We start from the raw sequence: 20,295 nt of genomic DNA, 5'->3' as shown, positions 1-20,295 counted from the left end.
ATTTATTTATCGAGGATTGGTAATGGTTATGGTTTTGTGTGTAATAGAATAATTAAAAGGCGTGTCACGCTTTAGCAGCTCTAAAATGTTCTCGACACTAGATTCGCTGATTTTAATGGTACCTGTAAAACTCTGTCTGGCCAAATCAGAATTTTCGTTGATAATCTCAACATCATACGTACGTTGAATAATTTTGGCAATGGTAGAAAACGGAGTGTCTTTAAAAGCAAGTTCGCCTTTTGTCCAGGCAGCATAAAGGGCTGGGTCAACTTCTTTTAAAATCAGTTTTTTAGAATTGTTCTGCCACGTTGCCATTTGATTTGGCGTAAGCAGAATGGCATTTGAAGGATTTGCGGCTTCCGACATTTGAATGCTTCCTTCAATTAATGTACTGTTAACTGTCGGATTTTCAGGATAAGCGCTCACATTAAAAGTGGTTCCCAGAACTTCAATGTCAGCCTGATTTGCATGCACAATAAACGGATGCGTTTTGTCTTTGGCAACTTCAAAAAATGCTTCACCGGTTAAGTATACATTTCGATTTCCATTAATGCCAAATTGTTCTGGATAACGTAATGTTGTTCCGGCATTTAAACTCACAATAGTACCATCTGAAAGTTTAAGTTTGAAACGTTTTCCATAAGGAACAGAAAGGGTATTATAAATCACCTTTTGATCCTGAACTTTACCAAAGTAGATAATCTCAGTCGGAAATTTTTTTGCAATCAAATCACCTTTTTCATTTAACAAAGCGGTTTCATTTTTCCCTGAGAAATATTCCAGACGGCCGTCGCCCAATTCCAGAACAATTTCTTTTGAAGTTTCTGATTTGCTGTTAAATAAATAAACCGAAGTTCCTAATCCTACAAACACTAAAACCACAGCAGCATATTGTGCATACCTTTTGATTTTGTTTTTGGGTTTCATTTGGATTACTGGTGCCGATTCAATTGATGCATCCAAAGAAAGTGTGGTCAATGCACAGATTTTCTTTGCTTTTATAAATTGGTTTTTGTTTTCTTCCGATGCTTCTATCCAGTCAAAAAGTGCCTGAACTTCTTGTTCTGAAGCTTCGTTAGAAAGGTATTTATGTAGTATTTCCGATGTCATATCTGAGTTTTAAAACTTCTCACCATTTATAAGTACACCTCAGAATTAAAATACCCTATCTTTTTATGCTTAATTATTATAAATAAGTATAAAAATTAAAAACAAATAATCCGATAATTTGCTTTTTAAGATCTTCAAAGCCTTTGTCATGTGGGCTTCAACAGCTTTTAAAGAAATTCCTAGTTCCTCGGCGATTTCTGCATTTTTTTTATTCTCAAAGCGTTTTTTTATAAAAATCTCTCTGGTTTTTGGAGGTAAATCGCTGATAGATTGTTGAATAATTCGTTCTAATTCGGTTAATTCTAAAGTGTCGAATTGTATCGAATTTAAAATTTCGATATCCAATTCTCTTTCTTTGTGGTTTAAGAGGTCATTTTTGAATTTATCTTTCACTTTTTTGTGACGAATTAAATTCAAACATTTTGATTTGGCGTATGTAAACAGGAAAGCCTGAATTCCGTTAATAGATTCTATATTTTCCCTGTTCTGCCATAGGTGTAGTAAAGCTTCCTGAGCCAGATTTTCGGCTTCGTCCTGATCGTAAATAAACTGAAAGCTGAAAGATTGGATTCTCCTAAAATATTTATCGTAGAAAAACGCATATGCCGTTTCGTCTCCGCCTTTAAAGGAATGGAAAAGATTTAATTCGAAACTATGGTTATGGTTCATTAAACGAAATTTACTTTTGGAAAAGCAATATTAAGTAAATTTTAAAAACTACTTCATTCTGCCCTGAAAGCGGCAAATATAAAAGTTTATTTATATTAGTTCTAAATAAAATGCATTTATTGAAGGTTTTGAAAAATTTTATTCAGAATAGGTTTAAAATGAGTCAAAAGATGAAGTAATAATGAGAGAAAGGCATAAAAAAAACTCCCAATTATAGAATTGGGAGTTTAAATTTTAATTGAGAATTAAACTGACTCTTTCAGAGAGTTCTTTGGCTAATTCCGGTGTTTGTCCTTCTCTAATGACATACGGAATAAGTTTTCTTTTCTCTATAATTTTTTCCTTTGAATAAACCAGACTAAAGTAATTTACGGGCGAGTTAATATTTGTTTCCTCTTTTGGAAGTTCTTCATAATAATAACGGGATCTTTTTAAATCCGGATATTTATGGATCAGATAATCATTTAAAGTAGTACCATTTCCTTCTTTATATAAATCCTCGCGAAGAATTCCTGTTACCGTTATTTTATTGATAGTATGTTTTAAGCTTCGGTAGGTTTCTCGGGTCATTGAAAAATCAGAAGATTTTGGTTTTCCTTTTTCAGATAATTGCCGTACAACCGAAAGTCGCACATAGTCACCATTGATTTCGGTAACCTTAAAAACAAAATATTTTTTTTCTGAACTCTGACTGCCATTAGAACCCACTTGTTTGCTGAAAAGAAAACTGCCTATCTGCAGTTTATGTTCTGGTGTAAGCATCGCTTTTTTCCACAAATAAGGCTGATATACGATTTCTCTAAATGCATAAATTACAAGAAGCACCAATATGCTTATTAAAAGTACTTTTTTCATTAATTTAAATTTGTTCGAATACTGTTTTTGTTGATGTTTTTTCAAAAATTTTGCTAAAATAGTAAAATATTAATTCAAGTTACACCTGCATATGTTAAGTTTTTGCGATAAATTTTAAAAATGAATTTTGATCTCTTTAAAACTGAAATTTGTTGGTTTCAGCCTAAAAAAGGTTTGCAAAGTTTTATCAAAACTTTGCAAACCTTTGGATTATTTTTGTGGTTTGAAAAAAAACTCAACGGTTTTTTACGAAATTCCGCCATCCAAAACCAATCAGTAAAAAAATTAAAATTGCTAAAGGTAAAAAGGCTTTTAGAACACTTACACTTGTTGAATCAGTAAAAGTTTTCACTTTAAAATTTTGCCAGTTTTCTTGATCTACTGAAGCATTATTGAAGATTTTGGGATAAAAATACAAACGCATTTTTTCATGAAAAGTTTTTGTTTCTTTTAAAAATAAAAGCTGGTTTTGTAAATCAGATTTCGCAATTTCGTTTAATTGAATCTGCGTATGAAGCGTTGGAATAAACTGTGCAATCAATTCTCCGGCACGGTTTCGCTGTTCTAGTTTAGTTTCTAGTTCTTTTGATTCCGCTGCTGATTCGTCGTCACCCATTTGCTGCATAGCATAATACCACAGCCAGCTGAATTCTTTATCTGCTGGAATTTTATACGATCGAAACTGTGGATAATGTTTATAGAATTTCTCCATGGTTTCATTTTTATCTGTATCCCATTTTTCATGATAGGCATTTCGCTGTTTAAGTGTTAGTTCCAAAGCTTCTGGAACTTTGTATCTATTCACGATATAAGTGTTTACGGCGGCGGGAACAATAATGATTAAAAACAACCAGATGGTTAATAAAATAACTGCATTGTAATTGGAGTTTTTTTGAAGCGAAACAATAAAAAAGCATACTGCAAACCAAAATAAGATGTATAAAACAGCAATTCCGTAAAAGATTAGAAATGATTGATCAATTGGAATTTTAAGAAAGAAAACGGCAGTTAAAAGCAGTACCGTTACAAGTGCAGTTAAACTTAGGATTCGGACATAAAACAGTTTTAAAATGTACAAAAATGTGTTAGGGCTTTGTGTGGCTACAATTTTCCAAGTTCCAGATTCTTTTTCTTCAGAAATGATATTGTATGAAAAAGCAATAATCAAGAGAGGGAAGAGGTATAAAAGCACAAAACTAAAATCGATATTTCCAGCGAGAAGATTACTCGGATTATTAAGCTCCGAATCGTATTTCTGACCTTCGAGTCCGCGAATGGTAACACTTTGAATTGATGGATTTACATCGCGCTGTCCGATTGACAAACTGTTTATTGGAAGCGTTTTATTGACTAGAGAAAATTTGATGTAGTACAACAATAGCCCCATTTCGTCTTTATGAAAATTGGCATTTCGAGCAATATGTTCTTTTTGATAAGCGGCTGTTTCGGCAATATTATTTTCTTGTTTTTCTTGAAATTGATGCCCGATTAACAAGCTTATAAAACCAATAATCAGTAAAAAAAGCAATCCGATTTTGGTTCCTTTTGAGCGTATAAAATTTTTAAATAAGAGTTGTAACATAATTAAACTGCTTTAAGATTTTTGGAAGCAAAACGGATAAGGACAAAAAGAATAATAATCCACAGTATGATCGAGATGATGGATAGTATTTCTGTTTTTAAAACTTCTGTAATTCCTTTTGGTTCATAATGAAATTCTTCTACATCAGCCCAATGTTCTTTGCCAATGGTGAGTGGTTTGTCATTCGGACCCGGCTTTTTATTACTGATGTATTTAACCTGTAACGCATTCATTTTCTGCGCCATGTTATAGCGGTATATTTCGGCTTGTTTTTGAAAATCGATGTAGGAATCATAATCTGTATTGGATAATCCCATCGATACATTTTTCATTGCGATATAGGGATTTAAGAACGAAACCGCTTTTGAAAAGCTATTCTGCTTAGCATACACTTTCAGCAGTTCTTCAAGGTGTTGGTTGTAAATTTTCGAGCTTATTTTTTCGCCTTCTGTCATAATAAATCCGGAATAATTAAAAGGAAGTTTTTGTACCGAATCGACTTTGTAAACACGCAGCAGAGAATCTTTTATAGCTTTATAATGAACATCATTTGGGTTGTGGCTGTCGCCTTGTTTCAGAATGTCTTTTTCGATATCACTTCCAAATTTTACTTTGGAAGGAGCTTCATACAAATAAGCGCCCATTGCCTGGGTGGTTCTTGGCAGAATAATAGTCAATATCAACCAGATTCCAATTAAAGAAACTAATGCTTTTTTTGAAGTTTTGCTTGACGCAGAAACCAGAATAGCAATTACGCAGAAGAACATCAGATAAATAAAATGAAATACAATAAATAAGATCATTTTGAAAGTTTCATCTGCCGAAATGGTAAAGTTTTGAAGCATCAGCCAAATAAAAAGCAAAACAATTATAATAGGAATAAAAAGCATCAGAATCACACTAGCGATTCCGAGTATTTTACCCCATAAAAGCTGTTTCCAGCTGATTCCCTGACTTAAAAGAAGTTTTAAGGTTCCGTTTTCTCTCTCGTAAGCAATGGCATTAAATCCTAAAAAAAAGATAAGCAAGGGCAGTAAAATCTGTAAAACCATTGCAGTGCTGATTTCACCAAATCGGAGCATACTATTGGAAAATCCAGCTTCAGAGAAATTGGCTGTGTTTTGCTTATGTGCTTCCAAGAAAATAGCATTTCCAAAAAAGGGTTCCATTCCAAATTCGAAAACACTTAAAGAAGTGCTTTTACGAAAAGCAAAGTTTCCGTAATGTGCCATTCTATGCGGATTCTTATCGGGATTTTTCAACCAGTCTTCACGTGATTCGTGCTGGTATTTTTCGCTGGTTTCGTTTTGGTTTTTGTAATTATCCCAGCCGGAAAAAGCGGCAAACAATAGCAGTACGCCAATAAAGAGGGTTATAATGTATACAGCCGAATTTTTAAATACAGATTTTTTAAAATGTTGGGCTATAAGAATTTCTGTTTGTAATAATTTCATGATCAATTAAAATTTATCTGTTGGTTTAATTTTTTTAAACACATAGAAACATAGTTTTTGAAAGATTTTAAAAAAGGCGTTTCACTTGTATAAATTCACATAGCTATGTGTTAAAATGTTTACCCCAACGATTTAAAATTTATAAGTTACCGTTAGGCTTCCGTTTCTTGGACTTCCCGGAAATAATCGTAAATAATTCTGTGCGCCTAACCAATAGGTTTTGTTAAGTAAATTACCAGCGTTTAAAGCAATTTGCACATTACTTTTACTGGGTTTATAAAACAAAGCAGCATCAAAAATGGTGAAATCTGGAAGTGTAAAATCACGTGTAAACCAAGGAATTTTACTGCTCTGGTACTGAATTCCAAAACCAATTCCGAGGTCTTTTAAAGCAGAATCTCCGGCAAAATTATACCGCGTCCATAAATTGGCACTGTTTTTTGGCGTGTTTTGCTTTCGGGCTCCAATTAAGGCAGGGTTGCTGTCTTTTATGATTTCGGCATCAATATAACTGTACGAAGCATTAATCTGCCAGTCTGGAGTAATATAACCTGCTAAATCGCATTCGAAACCACGGCTTCTTTCGGCACCTCGTGTTACAAGCAAATCTGGATTAACAGGATCGTTGGCGTTCATTAAGATATTGCGCTGGTTAATTTCGTAAAAAGCAGCATTAAAACTCATCGTATTGTTTAAAAATGTGGTTTTAATACCTACTTCTTTCAAATTACTTTCAAGCGGATCAAACAAACTTCCGCCCGGCAGCGAACCCGTTTGAGGCATTAACGTAACGGTGTTTGATTGCGGCTGATAACCTTCTAAATAAGTGGTGTAAATGTTCACAGCACTGTTAACTGCATACGTAATTCCGATTCTTGGCAGCAATGCCGATTTTTTAACGGTCAATTCATTACTGGTTTCGTAGTTGGTAATATCTTCAAACCATTCGTTTCGTAATCCCAATAAAAAAGTGAATTTTTCCCACTGGATCTGATCTTGAATATAAATTGCATTTGTGGTAGTTAACGCTGATGGAAGCGCTGTTCGCACATTCAGTATATAATCTTCAGGACTTGTAAGTGTATATTTTGGATTACTTAAATTGAAATATTCGACATTTGGTTTGGGCATAGTTACCCCATCAATAGTTACGGTTTGATAGTTAGAAGCATTTGCCAATACAAAAGAGCTGGCCACCGTTCCGTCTTTTAATACATAACCTCTTGCTGCATTTTGTCCGCCTCCTTTGTTTTTATTCCAGCTGCTTAAATCGTAGCCTGTCAATAATTTATGATTGAGTTTGCCAGTTTTAAAATCGAAATTAAAATAGGCACTCAGATTGTCAATATCCCAGTTTTGCTGACGCTGTACAAATTGCATCATTGCCAGATTGGTAACAGGCTGATTGTTCATATCAACTGCAAAAGCGTTTGTAGTGCGATGTTCCTGAAGATCTTCTGTCCAGGTTTGTTTCATGTAAGTAGCATTAAATCCAATTTTAGAGTTGAATTTATGTGCAAAATTGGTGGTTAGGATCATTTCTTTTGATTTGAAGAAATCACTCGGAGCACCCAGATTTAAACTAATTGGAGTTTTTGTTAAACTTGTTTTTCCGGCAACAGCACCAAAAATAGGTTGTCCGCGATCCAGAATTCCAGTCATGTCACTTAAAATCAATTCAGTGTTTATAGCCGTTTTTTCATTCGGAATATAACTGAAAGAGGGTGAGAGTAGAAACGATTTATTGTTCACCAGATCACGAAATGATTTTGCCTGCTGATAAGCTCCATTTACGCGGTATAAAAGTGTCTTTGATTCATTTAAAGGTCCTGTAAAATCTAGTGTTCCTCGAAGTGTACTAAAACTGCCCACACTCATGCTGATTTCTTTTCGATCAACAGAAAGTGGTTTTTTCGTAACCAAATTGATACTTCCGCCCGGATCGACAGAGGAAAATGTGGCACTCGACGGACCTTTTATAACTTCAACACGTTCGATATTACTTGTTAAAGGCTGAAGAAAATAATACTGGCGTGTTCGCATTCCGTTAATGATCTGTCCTTCTTCATTTTGGCTGATTCCTCGAATGGTATATTGATTGTAATAACTGGCTGGAATTACTCCGCTGGACATTTTTACAGCATCGGCCAGATAAAATGCGGCTTTATCAGCAATAAGTTCTTTGGTTACAGTAGAAATGGATTGCGGAATGTCTTTGTTAAGCGTCGCCGTTTTTGTAGCAGCAAACGAATAATCGCTGTTGTATTTTTTTGACGATCGTCCCACAATTTCTACTGTTTGCAGTTCATTACGATCAATTTCTAAAGCAATATTTAAAAACTCAGCGGTTTTAACTTGCATGGTTTTATAACCTTCAGCCGTTATTTCTAAAGTTCCTTGACCTTCAAGTTTAAAATTTCCGTCTTGATCCGTTTTCACTTTTTGATCAGAATTTAACAATTGAACGGAGGCACCTATTAGGCTTTCTTTTGAAGCGGCATCAAATACTTTTCCTTTGATTTCTTGAGACTGCACCTGATTTACAAGACCTATTAAAAATAGGATAGAGAATATATTTTTCATCTTAAACCGTTTGTAAGTACAAATCTTCAAGTTCGTTAGCCGAAATTTTATCTGCTTCGATCACCGTTACTAAATTTCCCTGCTTCATAATGCCAATGTGAGAAGCTACTTCTCTGGCTCTGAAAATATCATGAGTTGCCATTAATATGGCCGTTCCATCAGCAGAAAGTTCTTTTAAAATCTGCGAAAATTCATTTGAAGCTTTAGGGTCAAGTCCGCTCGTTGGCTCATCCAACAATAATACTTTTGCTTTTTTAGCGATAGCAATGGCGATGCCCACTTTTTGACGCATCCCTTTTGAATATCCGCCCAGATTTTGATCGTGTGCGGTAATTTGCAAACCTGCTTTGTTTAAAAAATAAGTTAGCTCGCCTTTTGAATATTTGAAACCAGCCAGAGAAGAGAAAAATTTAAGATTTTCCAGTCCGGTCAAATTAGGATAAAGCATTACGGTTTCTGGAATATAAGCGACATGTTTTTTGGTTTCCTGCACCTTTTCGGTAACGGATATATTGTTGATTTCTAATTCTCCCGATGTAGGTTGAATGAATCCGAGAAAAAGATTAATGGTAGTGGTTTTTCCTGCGCCGTTCTGACCTAAAAGGGCAAAGATTTCTCCTTCGTTTATAGTTAAGTTCAGGGCATTTAAAGCGATATGATCGCCATATTTCTTGGTCAGATTTGTTGCTGTAAGCATAAATATTTGGATATAAGTGATTTAAAAACAAATAGAAACTTCAGGCATTAAGAGATTAAGGCCTTTGTTTTGTGTTGGAATAAAAAAGTAATAGTCAAAAATAGGATGGGACACATCAAAGAATGCATCTAATATTTTTGCTTAGAATTATGTGATTGAATTAAATCGCAGGAGGTGCTCTCAGGGCAAATAGACTCCCTTTGAAATAGGCTGCAGAAAAGCTGGCATAAAAAAATTTACCAGTAGTTTCGGCCGTTATTTTATGAAATGAAAAAGTTTGAAAAGAATGTGGAATAAAAGTACTGAACGCAAAATGGCATATCGGACAATTATTCTCGGTCGTATGACTGTGTGTTATTTGTGTATGTCCAGAAAGATTTTTGTGTTCACAGTGTTTTTCGAATAACTGCTTAAAAACATGCTCATAGGAATGAACAGTCTGAAACAGCATTGCAAACAATACTGCCAAAGACATAACAAAATTCACTACTACAATTTTTCTTTTCATTCGGTGGTATTTCTGTGCAGAATTTTAGTTTTTATATAAACAAAATAAACGCAACAGCGTTGCAAATATAAATATCTTATTTTTGAAATGCTGTAAAAAAGGGCTTTATTTTTTTATAAAGCCAGCTCAAACCCTGCCAATACAACCGTTTTACAGGTTACTGTACAATAGTTGCAGTGTGTGAAAATCAGACGAGCCGTCGAAATATTTATGAATAACTTCTTGAAAAACAGGCTGATTGTTTTGAACGCTCGCGAATAATGTCATGCAGGATTTTAGCTTTTCGACATCACGAGTTCCAAAAATATCATTCACGCTTTCCTCTTCTTTTTTAATTAATTCAGAAGTAATTTCAATTAGATGTTTTCCTAAAATAGGATGCTCTAAAAAGGCAATTGCTTCATCGGCATTTTTAATTTCGTAGAATTTAGAAGTGTCGCTCGATCCCATTCCTTTTATCTGTGGAAAAATAAACCACATCCAAGGAGATTGTTTTTTACCTTTTTTAATTTCGTCTAGAGCTGTTAAATACAATTTGTTTTGAGCGTCTAAAAAACGAAGTAATTCATTGTTATTGTAAGCCATTATTTACTGATATTAATTTGGGGTATCAGGTGATAAATCTACTGAAAATAACTTTAGTTGTATATTATGAAATCCTTTTTTTAATGGTAATTTTTTAAAATATTACAAACAAAATGTGTCATTAAAAACTGCTGTAGAAATTTAGCTGCAAAACATTACTTTTTGATGATTCTAAACTAACAGAATTTGAAAGGCTGATTTTAATTAGCCAAAAAAATCTTGTTAACGACTTTTGATATTGTTATATAAAGCCATTTTTGTTGGTAATCCTGTTATAATTTTCCTATTTTTACCTAAATAGGACATTTGCCAAGACTTTCAAATGGTAATTTTTGATTGAATCTTCTCTTAAAAATGTCAATTCTTCTAATTGGGTTTCTGCCCGTCTTAAAAAAATATACGCTTATGAAAATAGGATTAATCGGATTCGGAAAAACTGGAAAATCAGTAGCTTCAATACTATTAGAAAATAAAAAATTCAGCCTTGAATGGGTTTTAAGACAAAGCAATGTTTTGGAACACCGATCAGTTCCCGAGTTTTTTGGAATCCAGTCTGATGAACCCGGCTTAATCTATTCGAGTTCTCATACTTCTGTAGAAGATTTATTAGAAAAACATCCAGTTGATGTCATTATTGATTTTTCTTCAAACGAAGGAATTTATACGTACGGAGAAACTGCTGCCAAGAAGAAAGTCAAAATCATTTCGGCGATTTCTCATTACAAAGACAAAGAGCTTAAATTATTGAAAAAACTGGCCGATAAAACAACAGTTTTCTGGTCGCCGAATATTACACTTGGAGTAAATTATTTATTATTTGCCGCTAAGTTTTTAAAGAAAATTGCTCCATGGGTCGATATTGAAGTAAATGAAGAACATTTTAAAACGAAACAAGGAACTTCTGGAACGGCTGTAAAAATTGCCGAAGCTTTGGATATTGAGAAAGAAAAAATCAATTCGGTTAGGGCAGGAGGAATCGTTGGAAAACATGAAGTCATCTTTGGTTTTCCGTATCAAACGGTTCGACTCATACACGAATCTATTTCGAGAGAAGCTTTTGGAAACGGGGTTATTTTTGTAGCCGAAAATCTAAAAGAAAAAGAAAAAGGACTCTACAATTTTGAAGATATTTTAACGCCTTATTTTGCGGTATAATCCAAAATCAAAAAACTCGCTAAATCGAAACAATTTAGCGAGTTTTTTTATTGATTGGATTGAAACTTTAATGTTTACTAATTGGGATTGCTTTGCTGCTTCCGTCTATTTTTAAGAAATAAACTCCAGCAGCCTGTTCAGAAATTGAAATGATATTTCCTGAACCTTCTTTAATTTTTGCTCCCAAAACAGAATAAATCGTCCATTTTTGCTCTTTAGACAAGTGGAATATTCCTTTTGATGGATTTGGATACACAATGATTTTACTCGATTCTCCATTCGGATTTTCGATGCCCAGATTACAATTGTTTACCGTAAAATTCACCTTTTTAGTATTGCTTCCGTTAGAATTGGTCACTGTTAAAGAAACTTCTCTAGTGCCTTCCGTAGAAAACATTACCGTGTGTGGTCCTGCTCCAGTTGCAGTCTCAGGGTGTGCATCTGTACCAAAATCCCATGTATAACTGTCTACTGTACCAACAGAAACTGAAGTAAATACTACATCAGCATTAATACATCCTGTTTGTGGACTAAATTCGAAATCGGCAACAGGAGCAGTATTGTTTCCTGATAACACAAATTCCATTTTATTAATGTTGATGTCGTTTTCATCAAAATACAAGGTAATAACATGATCGCCCTGCGTTAAAGGAATATTAGGAACAGCAACGGTCTGCCATGCCTGAAATCCTCCCGTATTTGGAATGTTTAGGATTCCGGTTACATTTACTCCATCAACTTCTAAATGCAGTTTACGCGTGTTGTATGGAGTTGAAATACGTAAATTAATTGTGTAATTTCCAGTTGTATTTACTCTGGCAGTGTATTTTAACCATTCGTCTTTGGCAACATAAGCCAAGTTAAATCCGCCTTCACTGCAGGCTTCAGTTCCTACGCCGTCGCCAGGTCTGTAAGCTGTGTCACCACCACCGTTTTTGTCTAGAAATGCTCCCGGACCAACATCGTAATTTTCAGCTTCTATAATTCCCGGAATTTGAGCAACTAATCCTTGATAAGGTGCATTTTGTAAGGTCGTTGCGTTGTAAAAAGCAGTATACGTTATGGTTCCGGCTGCAGGAGCTTTAAAGGTTTGATTGGCCATTCCGCCTTGACTCCAGTGATCAAAATCATAACGAATATTGTCAATATATTGCGGAGTTGGCGCATTTAAAGTTTGTAAAGCTGCATTAGCAACTACTTGTTTGGTTGAAGGTGCTGTAACAGGTTTTTGATTGAATTCTAAATTAAGCGGAACCGGCGAGCTAGTCACTGTAACATCAACCAAATTCGGTTTAATATCTACGAAATCTGTTGCTGTTAATCCGTTACTGTCCGTTACTTTTATAGTAAATCGGTACCAGACATTTGGTGTTTTTTCTCCTTGATTAGAAGCGGTAAAATCTCCTGATTTCACACCTTGCGGACTTGCACCTGGATGCGAATGTCCTGCTCCCGGAATGTCTTCGTGGAAAAGATCGATACTCCATGAAAAAGCACTTGCAGGTAAAGTTCCGTCTTCAACATCGGTAGCGGTAGCTTCAAAATGTACTAAATCATCAGCATTCCATTTTAAACTTGGAAGCGGTGAAACGATTGATACTGTTGGTTTATTGCTAAATGGTGTAACCGTTAACGTTGCTGGATTACTGGTAATGTTTCCAGCTGTATTAGTCACCACAACTTTATAATCGCCGGCATTTGCATTGGTTACATTAGCAATAGTATAACTTGCTCCCGTCGCACCATTAATTGGGTTATTATTAAACAACCATTGGTAAGTAAGACCAGTTCCGCTTGCCGAAACGGTAAAAGTTACCGGATTGGTTTCCATAATACTTTGAGAAAGCGGATGATTTACAATTGTTGGAGCGGCAGTTTCGATATAATCCAATTTGATTAAAGAACCATTGTTTCCATAAGCGCAATAGTAGATATAGCCGTCATTTCCTAACATCATACCTAAAGCTTGCTGCTGCGGAGCTGAGTAAAATTCTGTCGAAACGGGATCTGCAATATTTGGATCAAAATATCTGATAGCATTTCGAACAAAATCTTTAATTATAAATTTACCATCCATGTTTGGGTATCTTGGAACATCAGGATTGTACAAAACACCATTTGTTAAAGCGTTTCCAATACTTCCTGTTGCATAGGTAAAGATAGGATTGGTAAATAAATTGGTTTCGGTTTGTTTTCCGTCTCCTCCTTGTGGATGTCCCCAAGCATAATTACGGATTGTTGGATTGCTGATTTCGTTTATTTCTTCCCAAGAAGTTCCAACATCCAAAACAAATAATTTGTTCGCTTTTGGATTGGCAACCAATCTCCACGGATTTCTAAAACCATACACCCAGATGCTTTGTCTTTGCACAGAACCGCTTCCGTAATAGGGATTTCCAGGAGCAGGAAGTCCGTTTTCGGTAATACGAAGAATTTTTCCTTTGTACGTGTCTAAATCCTGCGCATTTGTGTTCTGCTGACTATCTCCAACAGTAACGTATAAATAGCCGTTAAAGAATTTTAAATCACCGCCATTGTGAAAGCCGCCTCCAATGGGTTCTAAAAGCAAAATTTCCTGTCTGCTTACCACCTGATTGGTGTTGTCAATTTGAACACGTTCAATTCGGTGACGGATTACAGTGCCATCATTAATGGAATAAAATACATAGATGTAACCATTTGTTGCGAAGTCAGGGTGAAGGGTAATTCCCAATAATCCCTGTTCATTATCCGTAACCGTGTTTACGGTAAATACAGTTGAAACAGCATTGTTTTGAAATACTTTTACAATACCGCCTCTTTCTGCAATGAAAATTCTGCCGTCTGATGATTGTTCTAAGGCAAGTCCTTCTTTAATTACAGCAGTTGGAGCAAGATTTTGAGTAATGTACTGGCTGTAAGATTGTGATGAAATCAGTAAAGTCAGAAGTAATGTGAGGTAAATTAATTTTGTCTTCCTGAAATTAAATTGTAGTTTTTTTTTCATAATTATTCAGAATTTTTAAAGATTTGGGTAATCAAAATTAATCTTTTTCTGTATAATATGTTAAAATTAAAGTGTTATCTTTTTTAATTAAGATGAGAAACTTCCTTAGAGCAACACTACTACAGGATGAGAAGTTTTTTGTAAAGGTTTTGTAGTGTTTAATTAGAGTTTCTGTTTCATGTAAATTTTAAAAGATTAAACAGTTTACAGGGTCTCTTTTGGAAAATTTCGTTCCAAAAGCAAAGAAAAACTTAGCATCTTAGCCACTTCGCAACTTTAAAAAAAACTATTTCCCAATAATCTCTTTTCGGTGTAAAGTTCCCCAGTCTTTTAAGGCCATAATAACATTCGTTAGTGATTTACTATGTTCAGTTCTCGAATATTCAACTGTAGGAGGGAATGTATCATACACGGTTCTCGTAACGAGTTTATTGATCTCGAGATCTTTCAATTCTTTGGATAGCATTTTATCAGTGATTCCGTTTATGTCTTTTGAAATTTCCTTAAACCGTTTTGGTCGTTCCGAAAGTGCAATCAGGATAGGAAGCTTCCATCTGCCGCTTAAAATCTCCAATGCATCTCTTACTGGCAGTAAAGCGGCCATACATTCTTTTGGTTTGCATTCTTTTACTGCAATTTCGTTTAGTAAATCTTCTTCTGTATTCATATTTTCTGCGTTACTATCTTAGAGGATAGCGCTATCCTTGAGGATAGTACTATAAAATGGAAAGTAAATGTAAATAAGTTTGTGTCGTAAAACAAATAATATAAAATTATGAGCCAAAAAATTCTACAAATAATAACCAGCACCAAAGGCGATACTTCATTTAGTAATCAGTTGTCGAATGCTGTTATCGAAAAACTGAAAGAAACAGATCCCCAAAGTGTGGTGCAAACTCTTGATCTTTCTAAAACACCTCTGCCATATTTAACAGATTTGCATATCAGTGCCGTTTATACTCCAGAAGAAAACCATACTGCTGAGCAGACAGCTGCTATTCAATATTCAGATGAAGCGATAAAAAATGTATTAGAATCTGATGTTATCGTAATTGGTGTGCCGTTATATAATTTCGGAATTCCAGCAGTTTTAAAAGGCTGGATTGATCAGATTGCCAGAGCAGGAAAGACTTTCAGTTATGCCGATGGTTCTCCAAAAGGATTAGTAACCGATAAAAAAGTATATTTATCGATCGCTTCAGGAGCAATATTTTCTGAAGGTCCGTATAAAAGCTACGATTTCTCGGAATCGTATTTGCGAACTGTTTTAGGTTTTCTAGGAATGACTGATGTAACTACATTCCGCGTGGAAGGAACTGCGATTCCTGATTTTGCCGAAAATGCGCTTCCAAAAGCATTATCTTCGGTTGAAGAATTTGCTTTTTAATAGATATAAAAAATCCTAGTTTTAAAAACTGGGATTTTTTTGTTTTAAACGGTTTATGTTCTGTATCTTGACTCAAGATGATCATTTATATTGAATTGATTGGTTTCAATTTCATTTAAAATTTGTAGAAATGTCGTATTCATTTTCTGAATTGCAGGTCTAGCATCATGAACTAAAGAATATACAGAGTGATTTTTATCAACTGCAATATAATTTCCGTCTTCTAAATCATAAATAACATAAAATGTTCTGCCGTTATAATCAATATCAAATAATTCATTATAATTTAATTTCTCTTTCAGCTGGTTATCTAAATTATCATAGAAATAATCAATATCATTTGGCGGGAATTCAAAATGACTAATTGAAAAGCTTGTGTTATCAATAGACGATAATTTAAATTCATTTAAGTGGTAATGAGAATTCTGGATCTTTAAACCAGAAACTAGGTTATCTTGAATCAAAATTTCAATTTCTTCAAACTTGTTCGTTAATTTAGAAAATATCCTTAGACCAGAAATTTTAAAATTGTTTCCTCTTTTTTTAAACTTGTAGTAGGTTTCATTTTTATAAAACATAACAACATATTGAAATTCAGGAAATAGATCCCATTTCCCGAAATCAAAAAAAGTACTATTTTTTGTTTGTGTTTTTATTAAAGATACATCTTTTGAAAAATCTTCTGGTAAAGCATTTATTATGGCGTTAAAAAGAATTTTTTGCTCTTTTCGTTTAACGCTGAATTTGTAAGGGGGAAAAATTGTTCCCAAAATTTTTTGTAAAATATTCATTCTATTTTTCAATTATCATAGTAACACCTTGTCCGCCGGCAGCACAAATTGAAATAAGACCTCTGCCAGAACCTTTCTGATTTAAAAGTTTAGATATAACACCAATTATTCTGCCTCCAGTTGCCGCAAATGGATGGGCCGTTGCGAGACTGCTTCCTTTTACATTTAATTTTTCACGATCAATTGTGCCTAGAGTTTTCTTTAAACCTATTTCGGCACTCAGTTCAGGACTTTCCCAGATTTTTAAAGTGGCCAAAGTTTGTGCGGCAAAAGCTTCATGAATTTCATAATAATCGAAATCCTGAAGGTTTAGATTGGCTTTTTCCAACATTCTAGACACAGCAAATAGCGGAGCCAATAAAAGATTCTGCTGATTTTTGACATATTCTATAGCTGCGATTTCGGCAAAAGTGATATAAGCCAAAATAGGAAGTCCGCGTTCTTTCGCCCATTCTTCGCTGGCTAAAAGTACGCACGAAGCGCCATCAGTTAATGGAGTAGAGTTTCCTGCAGTAAGCGTTCCGTTTACTTTATCGAAAGCAGGTTTTAATTTAGCTAGTTTTTCAATAGTACTATCGCGTCTTAAATTATTATCCTTTTCGAGTCCGTTAAATGGTGTGATCATGTCATCTAGAAAGCCTTCATCATACGCTTTTGCCAGATTTAAATGACTTCTTAAAGCAAATTGATCTTGATCTTCTCTTGAAATTTTATAATATTTTGCAGTGATTTCAGTATGTCCACCCATCGAAAGTCCCGTTTGGGTTTCTTCATTACGAGGCACTAAAGGCGATAAATCTTTTGGACGAAGTTTTAAAAATGTTTTAATTTTTCCACCTAATGATTTTGCTTGTCGGGCTTCCAGTAAAATTTTTCTCAGTTTTTCACTAACAGCAATTGGCATATCACTGATAGAATCGACACCTCCTGCAATTCCTGAATCTATTTGTCCCAAAGCAATTTTGTTGGCAATGTAAATAGCACTTTCAATTCCCGTATCACAAGCTTGCTGTAAATCGCAGGCTGGAGTAGCAGGATCAAGAGTGGTTTTCATTACACATTCTCGTATTAAATTATTATCGTAAGTATGTTTAATTACAGCGCCTCCAGCAACTTCACCTAACAATTGTCCTTTTAAATTGTATTTGTCAATAAGTCCGTTTAAAGCGGCGATCATCATCTGCTGATTTCCAACATTAGAATAGGCAGTATTAGCTCTTGCAAATGGAATTCGGTTATAGCCCACAATAGCTACTTTGCGGATGTTTTGTGTGTTATTCATACTGTTTTAGATTGGGTTCGATTGAAAAATTCGAAGTTAAAGGTAAGCAGATTTGGTTTTATTATGCCTTTTTACAAGTTATATTTTAGTTTCTGAAATAGAAATTTCACTAAAAATTAAAATTAAAATTAAAATTAAAAAAGGCTTTAACCAAACTAGTACCAGTTTGGCTAAAGCCTTTTTCTTTTCGATTCATTTAGGCAGCTAAAGCTGAACGCTATTTTACCCTTTTTTAATCAACGGAATTAATTTTGTTCCGATCAGTTCTATTGCATTCATTAACTGTGAATGTGTCAATCCAGCATTATCCATCTGGAAAGTAAATCGGTCGACGCCACCAAGGGCTTCGCTGTGGCGCAGGATTTTTTCGGCTGCTCTTTCAGGACTTCCCACAATTAGAATCCCTAAATCATCAATTAAACCATCAAATTTGCCTTTTGTTACTGGAGGCCAGCCTCTTTCATAACCTAGTTTAGTCCAAAGTTCCGCATAACCTGGGTAGTATTCTTCAACAGCTTTTTCGGTTGTAGCAGCTACATATCCTGGCGAATGTAATCCGACTTTTAATTCGTGCGGTTTAAAACCAGCGGCTTGTCCTGCTTGACGATATAAATCAACTAAAGGTTTAAAACGATGTGTTTGTCCGCCAATAACAGCCACCATTAGAGGTAATCCTAAACTTCCGGCTCTTATAAACGATTCGGGTGTACCGCCAACTCCAAGCCAAATAGGCATTTTTTCCTGTAAAGCTCTTGGATAAACGGGAAGGTTATTCAATTCTGGACGAAATTTTCCATACCAAGTAATGAATTCGTTATCTCTTATCTGCAACAGCAGTTCTAATTTTTCTTTGAAAAGCGCATCATAATCTTTAAGATCATATCCGAAAAGGGGATAGGCCGCGATTGCAGATCCACGTCCGACAACAATTTCGGTTCTTCCTTTTGAAATTAAATCTAATGTGGCAAAACTTTGGTATACTCGTACTGGATCAGCTGCGCTTAAAACGGTTACAGCACTTGCCAAACGTATATTTTTGGTTCTAGCCGCAGCCGCGCTTAAAATCACAGCAGTTGCCGAATCCAGAAATTCTTTTTTATGATGTTCTCCAATTCCGAAAACATCAAGTCCGCATTGATCTGCAAATTCAATTCTTTGAAGAAGCTGTTCCATTGCGTCAACACTGCTCAAAGTGTTATTATCACCATACATTGCCGAAGCAAAACTATCTATTCCTATTTCCATGATCAAATTTTCAATTTTTTAAATACCGAATTACAATTCAATGACAATATCAAATTTTTTAAATTCCAAATTCCAAAATCTACAATCTAAAATCCGCAATCTAAAATCTAAAATTATCAATGTGAGAAACCAAATGAAATACTCGTTATAATAATCAGGATTACAATTATGGTGATAACCACATAAAGGTAATCTTTCTCAAGCATAAATGAAAACAAGGAAAGCAAAACCCTGAATACAGGAGTTAAAAACAATAATATAATTCCGAAGAAAATCAAATATTCACCGCTTCCATCAATTACACCGCTGATAACGGTTGAAATTACTTCAAATATATTTCGGTCATTTTCTTTAAAAACAGAATAATCTTCAATTTCCTGTCCGTGGTGCATTAAATAAATAATACCGCCAATAAAAGCTACAGATAATGAAATCCAGACACCGTATCGTAATAAGTTTCCAATAATGGTTTGAAAATCTTTTTCTCCAAATTTTTCGTGCTGCATACTATTAGATTTTTCCATTAAGTCCATTATAAATCATGTTAACTGCCAATACAAAAATCAGGCATGCGAAAAAGATTCTTAATTTTTTCGGATTGGTTCTTACCAAAACTTTCGCTCCAGCCATAGCTCCAAACAATACACCAATCACAACAGGCATACAAATTCCAGGTTCGATATATCCTTTTTGAATGTAAATTACAGAACTCGCCATTGCGGTAACTCCCATCATGAAATTACTCGTAGTGGTAGAAACTTTAAACGGAATACGCATAATATTATCCATTGCGATAACTTTAAAAGCTCCTGAACCAATTCCTAATAAACCCGACATCATACCGGCAATTCCCATCATACCAAAACCGCCAATTACATTTTTGGTTCCGTAGCTTACAACTTCGCCGTCATGCGTTGGGTAAGTGCCTTCAAGTTTTAGCTTTTTGGCCAGCGGACTCGATTCTAATACAATATGTTCTTCTTTCTTTCGAAGCGAATTAATAGCCGAAAAAATTAACGTAAGTCCGAATAAAACGGCGATGAATGAAGTTGGAGCGATTGTAGAAAGTAAAGCACCACAAACGGCTCCAATAGTAGTGGCGATTTCGAGGAAAATCCCAAGTCTCATGTTGGTAATTCCTTCTTTTACATAAGCAGCTGCAGAACCCGAAGAAGTCGCAATAACTGAAACTAAAGCTGCACCAATGGCATAATGAATATCGACACCAAGAATAATAGTAAGGAGTGGAATAATGATAATTCCGCCTCCTAAACCTGATAATGAACCTATAAAACCGGCTAAACAAGCCCCAAGCAGCATAATCAGGGTAAAAGTAAGTACTGTCATTTAAGATATGTTTTTGTATTGGCTAATTTACGAATACATATCTGTTTTGAGAAAAATTA

18 protein-coding genes are annotated in these 20,295 nt (G+C 34.8%); 2 read left to right on the top strand and 16 right to left on the bottom strand.

All coding sequences use genetic code 11. The annotated features are described in order from the left end of the window. Positions 1-6 precede the first annotated feature (6 nt). The 9 genes from J0383_RS00925 to J0383_RS00885 all read right to left on the bottom strand — a co-directional run bounded on the left by J0383_RS00925 (position 7) and on the right by J0383_RS00885 (position 10,043). A complete protein-coding gene (locus J0383_RS00925; RefSeq protein WP_207296583.1) occupies positions 7-1,110 on the bottom strand; it encodes a FecR family protein in 1,104 nt (367 codons plus the stop codon). 69 nt (positions 1,111-1,179) lie between these two features. Next, positions 1,180-1,779, bottom strand: a complete 600-nt coding sequence (locus J0383_RS00920; protein WP_207296582.1) for an RNA polymerase sigma-70 factor — start codon at positions 1,777-1,779, stop codon at positions 1,180-1,182. Positions 1,780-2,013: 234 nt separating this feature from the next. Then, the gene (locus J0383_RS00915) at positions 2,014-2,634 is read right to left on the bottom strand and encodes a hypothetical protein (protein WP_207296581.1); all 621 of its coding nucleotides are present in this window, start codon (positions 2,632-2,634) and stop codon (positions 2,014-2,016) included. Positions 2,635-2,869: 235 nt separating this feature from the next. Further along, positions 2,870-4,216, bottom strand: a complete 1,347-nt coding sequence (locus J0383_RS00910) for a DUF3526 domain-containing protein (RefSeq protein WP_207296580.1) — start codon at positions 4,214-4,216, stop codon at positions 2,870-2,872. Positions 4,217-4,218: 2 nt separating this feature from the next. Continuing rightward, positions 4,219-5,670 (bottom strand): ABC transporter permease, encoded by a 1,452-nt coding sequence (locus tag J0383_RS00905; protein WP_207296579.1) that lies wholly within the window; start codon positions 5,668-5,670, stop codon positions 4,219-4,221. Positions 5,671-5,802: 132 nt separating this feature from the next. Then, positions 5,803-8,253 carry a TonB-dependent siderophore receptor gene (locus tag J0383_RS00900; protein WP_207296578.1) on the bottom strand — a complete coding sequence of 817 codons (2,451 nt, stop codon included), beginning with the start codon at positions 8,251-8,253 and terminating at the stop codon, positions 5,803-5,805. A 1-nt stretch (position 8,254) separates the two neighbouring features. Beyond that, positions 8,255-8,950 carry an ABC transporter ATP-binding protein gene (locus J0383_RS00895; protein WP_207296577.1) on the bottom strand — a complete coding sequence of 232 codons (696 nt, stop codon included), beginning with the start codon at positions 8,948-8,950 and terminating at the stop codon, positions 8,255-8,257. 160 nt (positions 8,951-9,110) lie between these two features. Next, entirely contained in the window at positions 9,111-9,458 is a 348-nt protein-coding gene (locus J0383_RS00890; protein WP_207296576.1) for a hypothetical protein, read from the bottom strand. Positions 9,459-9,608: 150 nt separating this feature from the next. Further along, on the bottom strand, positions 9,609-10,043 hold the full coding sequence (locus tag J0383_RS00885) for a DUF1810 domain-containing protein (RefSeq protein ID WP_207296575.1): 435 nt from the start codon (positions 10,041-10,043) through the stop codon (positions 9,609-9,611). A gap of 405 nt (positions 10,044-10,448) precedes the next feature. On the opposite strand from J0383_RS00885, the gene J0383_RS00880 reads away from it, so the two are divergent. Further along, positions 10,449-11,198, top strand: a complete 750-nt coding sequence (locus J0383_RS00880) for a dihydrodipicolinate reductase C-terminal domain-containing protein (RefSeq protein ID WP_207296574.1) — start codon at positions 10,449-10,451, stop codon at positions 11,196-11,198. Positions 11,199-11,265: 67 nt separating this feature from the next. Here J0383_RS00880 and J0383_RS00875 read toward each other — a convergent pair whose 3' ends face one another. Next, a complete protein-coding gene (locus J0383_RS00875) occupies positions 11,266-14,184 on the bottom strand; it encodes a PQQ-dependent sugar dehydrogenase (RefSeq protein ID WP_207296573.1) in 2,919 nt (972 codons plus the stop codon). A 286-nt stretch (positions 14,185-14,470) separates the two neighbouring features. Then, positions 14,471-14,851, bottom strand: coding sequence for a winged helix-turn-helix transcriptional regulator (locus J0383_RS00870; protein WP_239023206.1), 381 nt, complete (start codon positions 14,849-14,851; stop codon positions 14,471-14,473). Between the two features lie 108 nt (positions 14,852-14,959). On the opposite strand from J0383_RS00870, the gene J0383_RS00865 reads away from it, so the two are divergent. Then, positions 14,960-15,571 carry an FMN-dependent NADH-azoreductase gene (locus J0383_RS00865; RefSeq protein WP_207296572.1) on the top strand — a complete coding sequence of 204 codons (612 nt, stop codon included), beginning with the start codon at positions 14,960-14,962 and terminating at the stop codon, positions 15,569-15,571. A gap of 53 nt (positions 15,572-15,624) precedes the next feature. Here the strand turns inward: J0383_RS00865 and J0383_RS00860 are convergent, their stop codons facing one another. The 5 genes from J0383_RS00860 to J0383_RS00840 all read right to left on the bottom strand — a co-directional run bounded on the left by J0383_RS00860 (position 15,625) and on the right by J0383_RS00840 (position 20,236). Next, a complete protein-coding gene (locus tag J0383_RS00860; protein WP_207296571.1) occupies positions 15,625-16,362 on the bottom strand; it encodes a hypothetical protein in 738 nt (245 codons plus the stop codon). A gap of 1 nt (position 16,363) precedes the next feature. After that, positions 16,364-17,644 carry an acetyl-CoA C-acetyltransferase gene (locus J0383_RS00855; RefSeq protein WP_207296570.1) on the bottom strand — a complete coding sequence of 427 codons (1,281 nt, stop codon included), beginning with the start codon at positions 17,642-17,644 and terminating at the stop codon, positions 16,364-16,366. Between the two features lie 222 nt (positions 17,645-17,866). Then, complete coding sequence (locus J0383_RS00850) at positions 17,867-18,889, bottom strand: LLM class flavin-dependent oxidoreductase (protein ID WP_207296569.1); 1,023 nt, start codon at positions 18,887-18,889, stop codon at positions 17,867-17,869. Between the two features lie 116 nt (positions 18,890-19,005). Further along, complete coding sequence (locus J0383_RS00845) at positions 19,006-19,413, bottom strand: DUF1634 domain-containing protein (RefSeq protein ID WP_207296568.1); 408 nt, start codon at positions 19,411-19,413, stop codon at positions 19,006-19,008. Then, the gene (locus J0383_RS00840; protein ID WP_207296567.1) at positions 19,400-20,236 is read right to left on the bottom strand and encodes a sulfite exporter TauE/SafE family protein; all 837 of its coding nucleotides are present in this window, start codon (positions 20,234-20,236) and stop codon (positions 19,400-19,402) included. Before J0383_RS00840 ends, J0383_RS00845 begins: the two co-directional genes overlap by 14 nt. Positions 20,237-20,295 lie beyond the last annotated feature (59 nt).

Origin of the sequence: Flavobacterium endoglycinae (assembly GCF_017352115.1) — a bacterium.
GTDB classification, from domain to species: domain Bacteria; phylum Bacteroidota; class Bacteroidia; order Flavobacteriales; family Flavobacteriaceae; genus Flavobacterium; species Flavobacterium endoglycinae.
Note: the sequence above shows the minus strand (reverse complement) of the source record. Positions and strands in the feature narration are given on the sequence as shown.

Bases quoted from the DNA above. Each gene is read 5' to 3' on its own strand.
- J0383_RS00925 (WP_207296583.1), bottom strand. From the start codon at position 1,110: ATGACATCGGAAATACTACATAAATACCTTTCTAACGAAGCTTCAGAA.
- J0383_RS00920 (WP_207296582.1), bottom strand. From the start codon at position 1,779: ATGAACCATAACCATAGTTTCGAATTAAATCTTTTCCATTCCTTTAAA.
- J0383_RS00915 (WP_207296581.1), bottom strand. From the start codon at position 2,634: ATGAAAAAAGTACTTTTAATAAGCATATTGGTGCTTCTTGTAATTTAT.
- J0383_RS00910 (WP_207296580.1), bottom strand. From the start codon at position 4,216: ATGTTACAACTCTTATTTAAAAATTTTATACGCTCAAAAGGAACCAAA.
- J0383_RS00905 (WP_207296579.1), bottom strand. From the start codon at position 5,670: ATGAAATTATTACAAACAGAAATTCTTATAGCCCAACATTTTAAAAAA.
- J0383_RS00900 (WP_207296578.1), bottom strand. From the start codon at position 8,253: ATGAAAAATATATTCTCTATCCTATTTTTAATAGGTCTTGTAAATCAG.
- J0383_RS00895 (WP_207296577.1), bottom strand. From the start codon at position 8,950: ATGCTTACAGCAACAAATCTGACCAAGAAATATGGCGATCATATCGCT.
- J0383_RS00890 (WP_207296576.1), bottom strand. From the start codon at position 9,458: ATGAAAAGAAAAATTGTAGTAGTGAATTTTGTTATGTCTTTGGCAGTA.
- J0383_RS00885 (WP_207296575.1), bottom strand. From the start codon at position 10,043: ATGGCTTACAATAACAATGAATTACTTCGTTTTTTAGACGCTCAAAAC.
- J0383_RS00880 (WP_207296574.1), top strand. From the start codon at position 10,449: ATGAAAATAGGATTAATCGGATTCGGAAAAACTGGAAAATCAGTAGCT.
- J0383_RS00875 (WP_207296573.1), bottom strand. From the start codon at position 14,184: ATGAAAAAAAAACTACAATTTAATTTCAGGAAGACAAAATTAATTTAC.
- J0383_RS00870 (WP_239023206.1), bottom strand. From the start codon at position 14,851: ATGAATACAGAAGAAGATTTACTAAACGAAATTGCAGTAAAAGAATGC.
- J0383_RS00865 (WP_207296572.1), top strand. From the start codon at position 14,960: ATGAGCCAAAAAATTCTACAAATAATAACCAGCACCAAAGGCGATACT.
- J0383_RS00860 (WP_207296571.1), bottom strand. From the start codon at position 16,362: ATGAATATTTTACAAAAAATTTTGGGAACAATTTTTCCCCCTTACAAA.
- J0383_RS00855 (WP_207296570.1), bottom strand. From the start codon at position 17,644: ATGAATAACACACAAAACATCCGCAAAGTAGCTATTGTGGGCTATAAC.
- J0383_RS00850 (WP_207296569.1), bottom strand. From the start codon at position 18,889: ATGGAAATAGGAATAGATAGTTTTGCTTCGGCAATGTATGGTGATAAT.
- J0383_RS00845 (WP_207296568.1), bottom strand. From the start codon at position 19,413: ATGGAAAAATCTAATAGTATGCAGCACGAAAAATTTGGAGAAAAAGAT.
- J0383_RS00840 (WP_207296567.1), bottom strand. From the start codon at position 20,236: ATGACAGTACTTACTTTTACCCTGATTATGCTGCTTGGGGCTTGTTTA.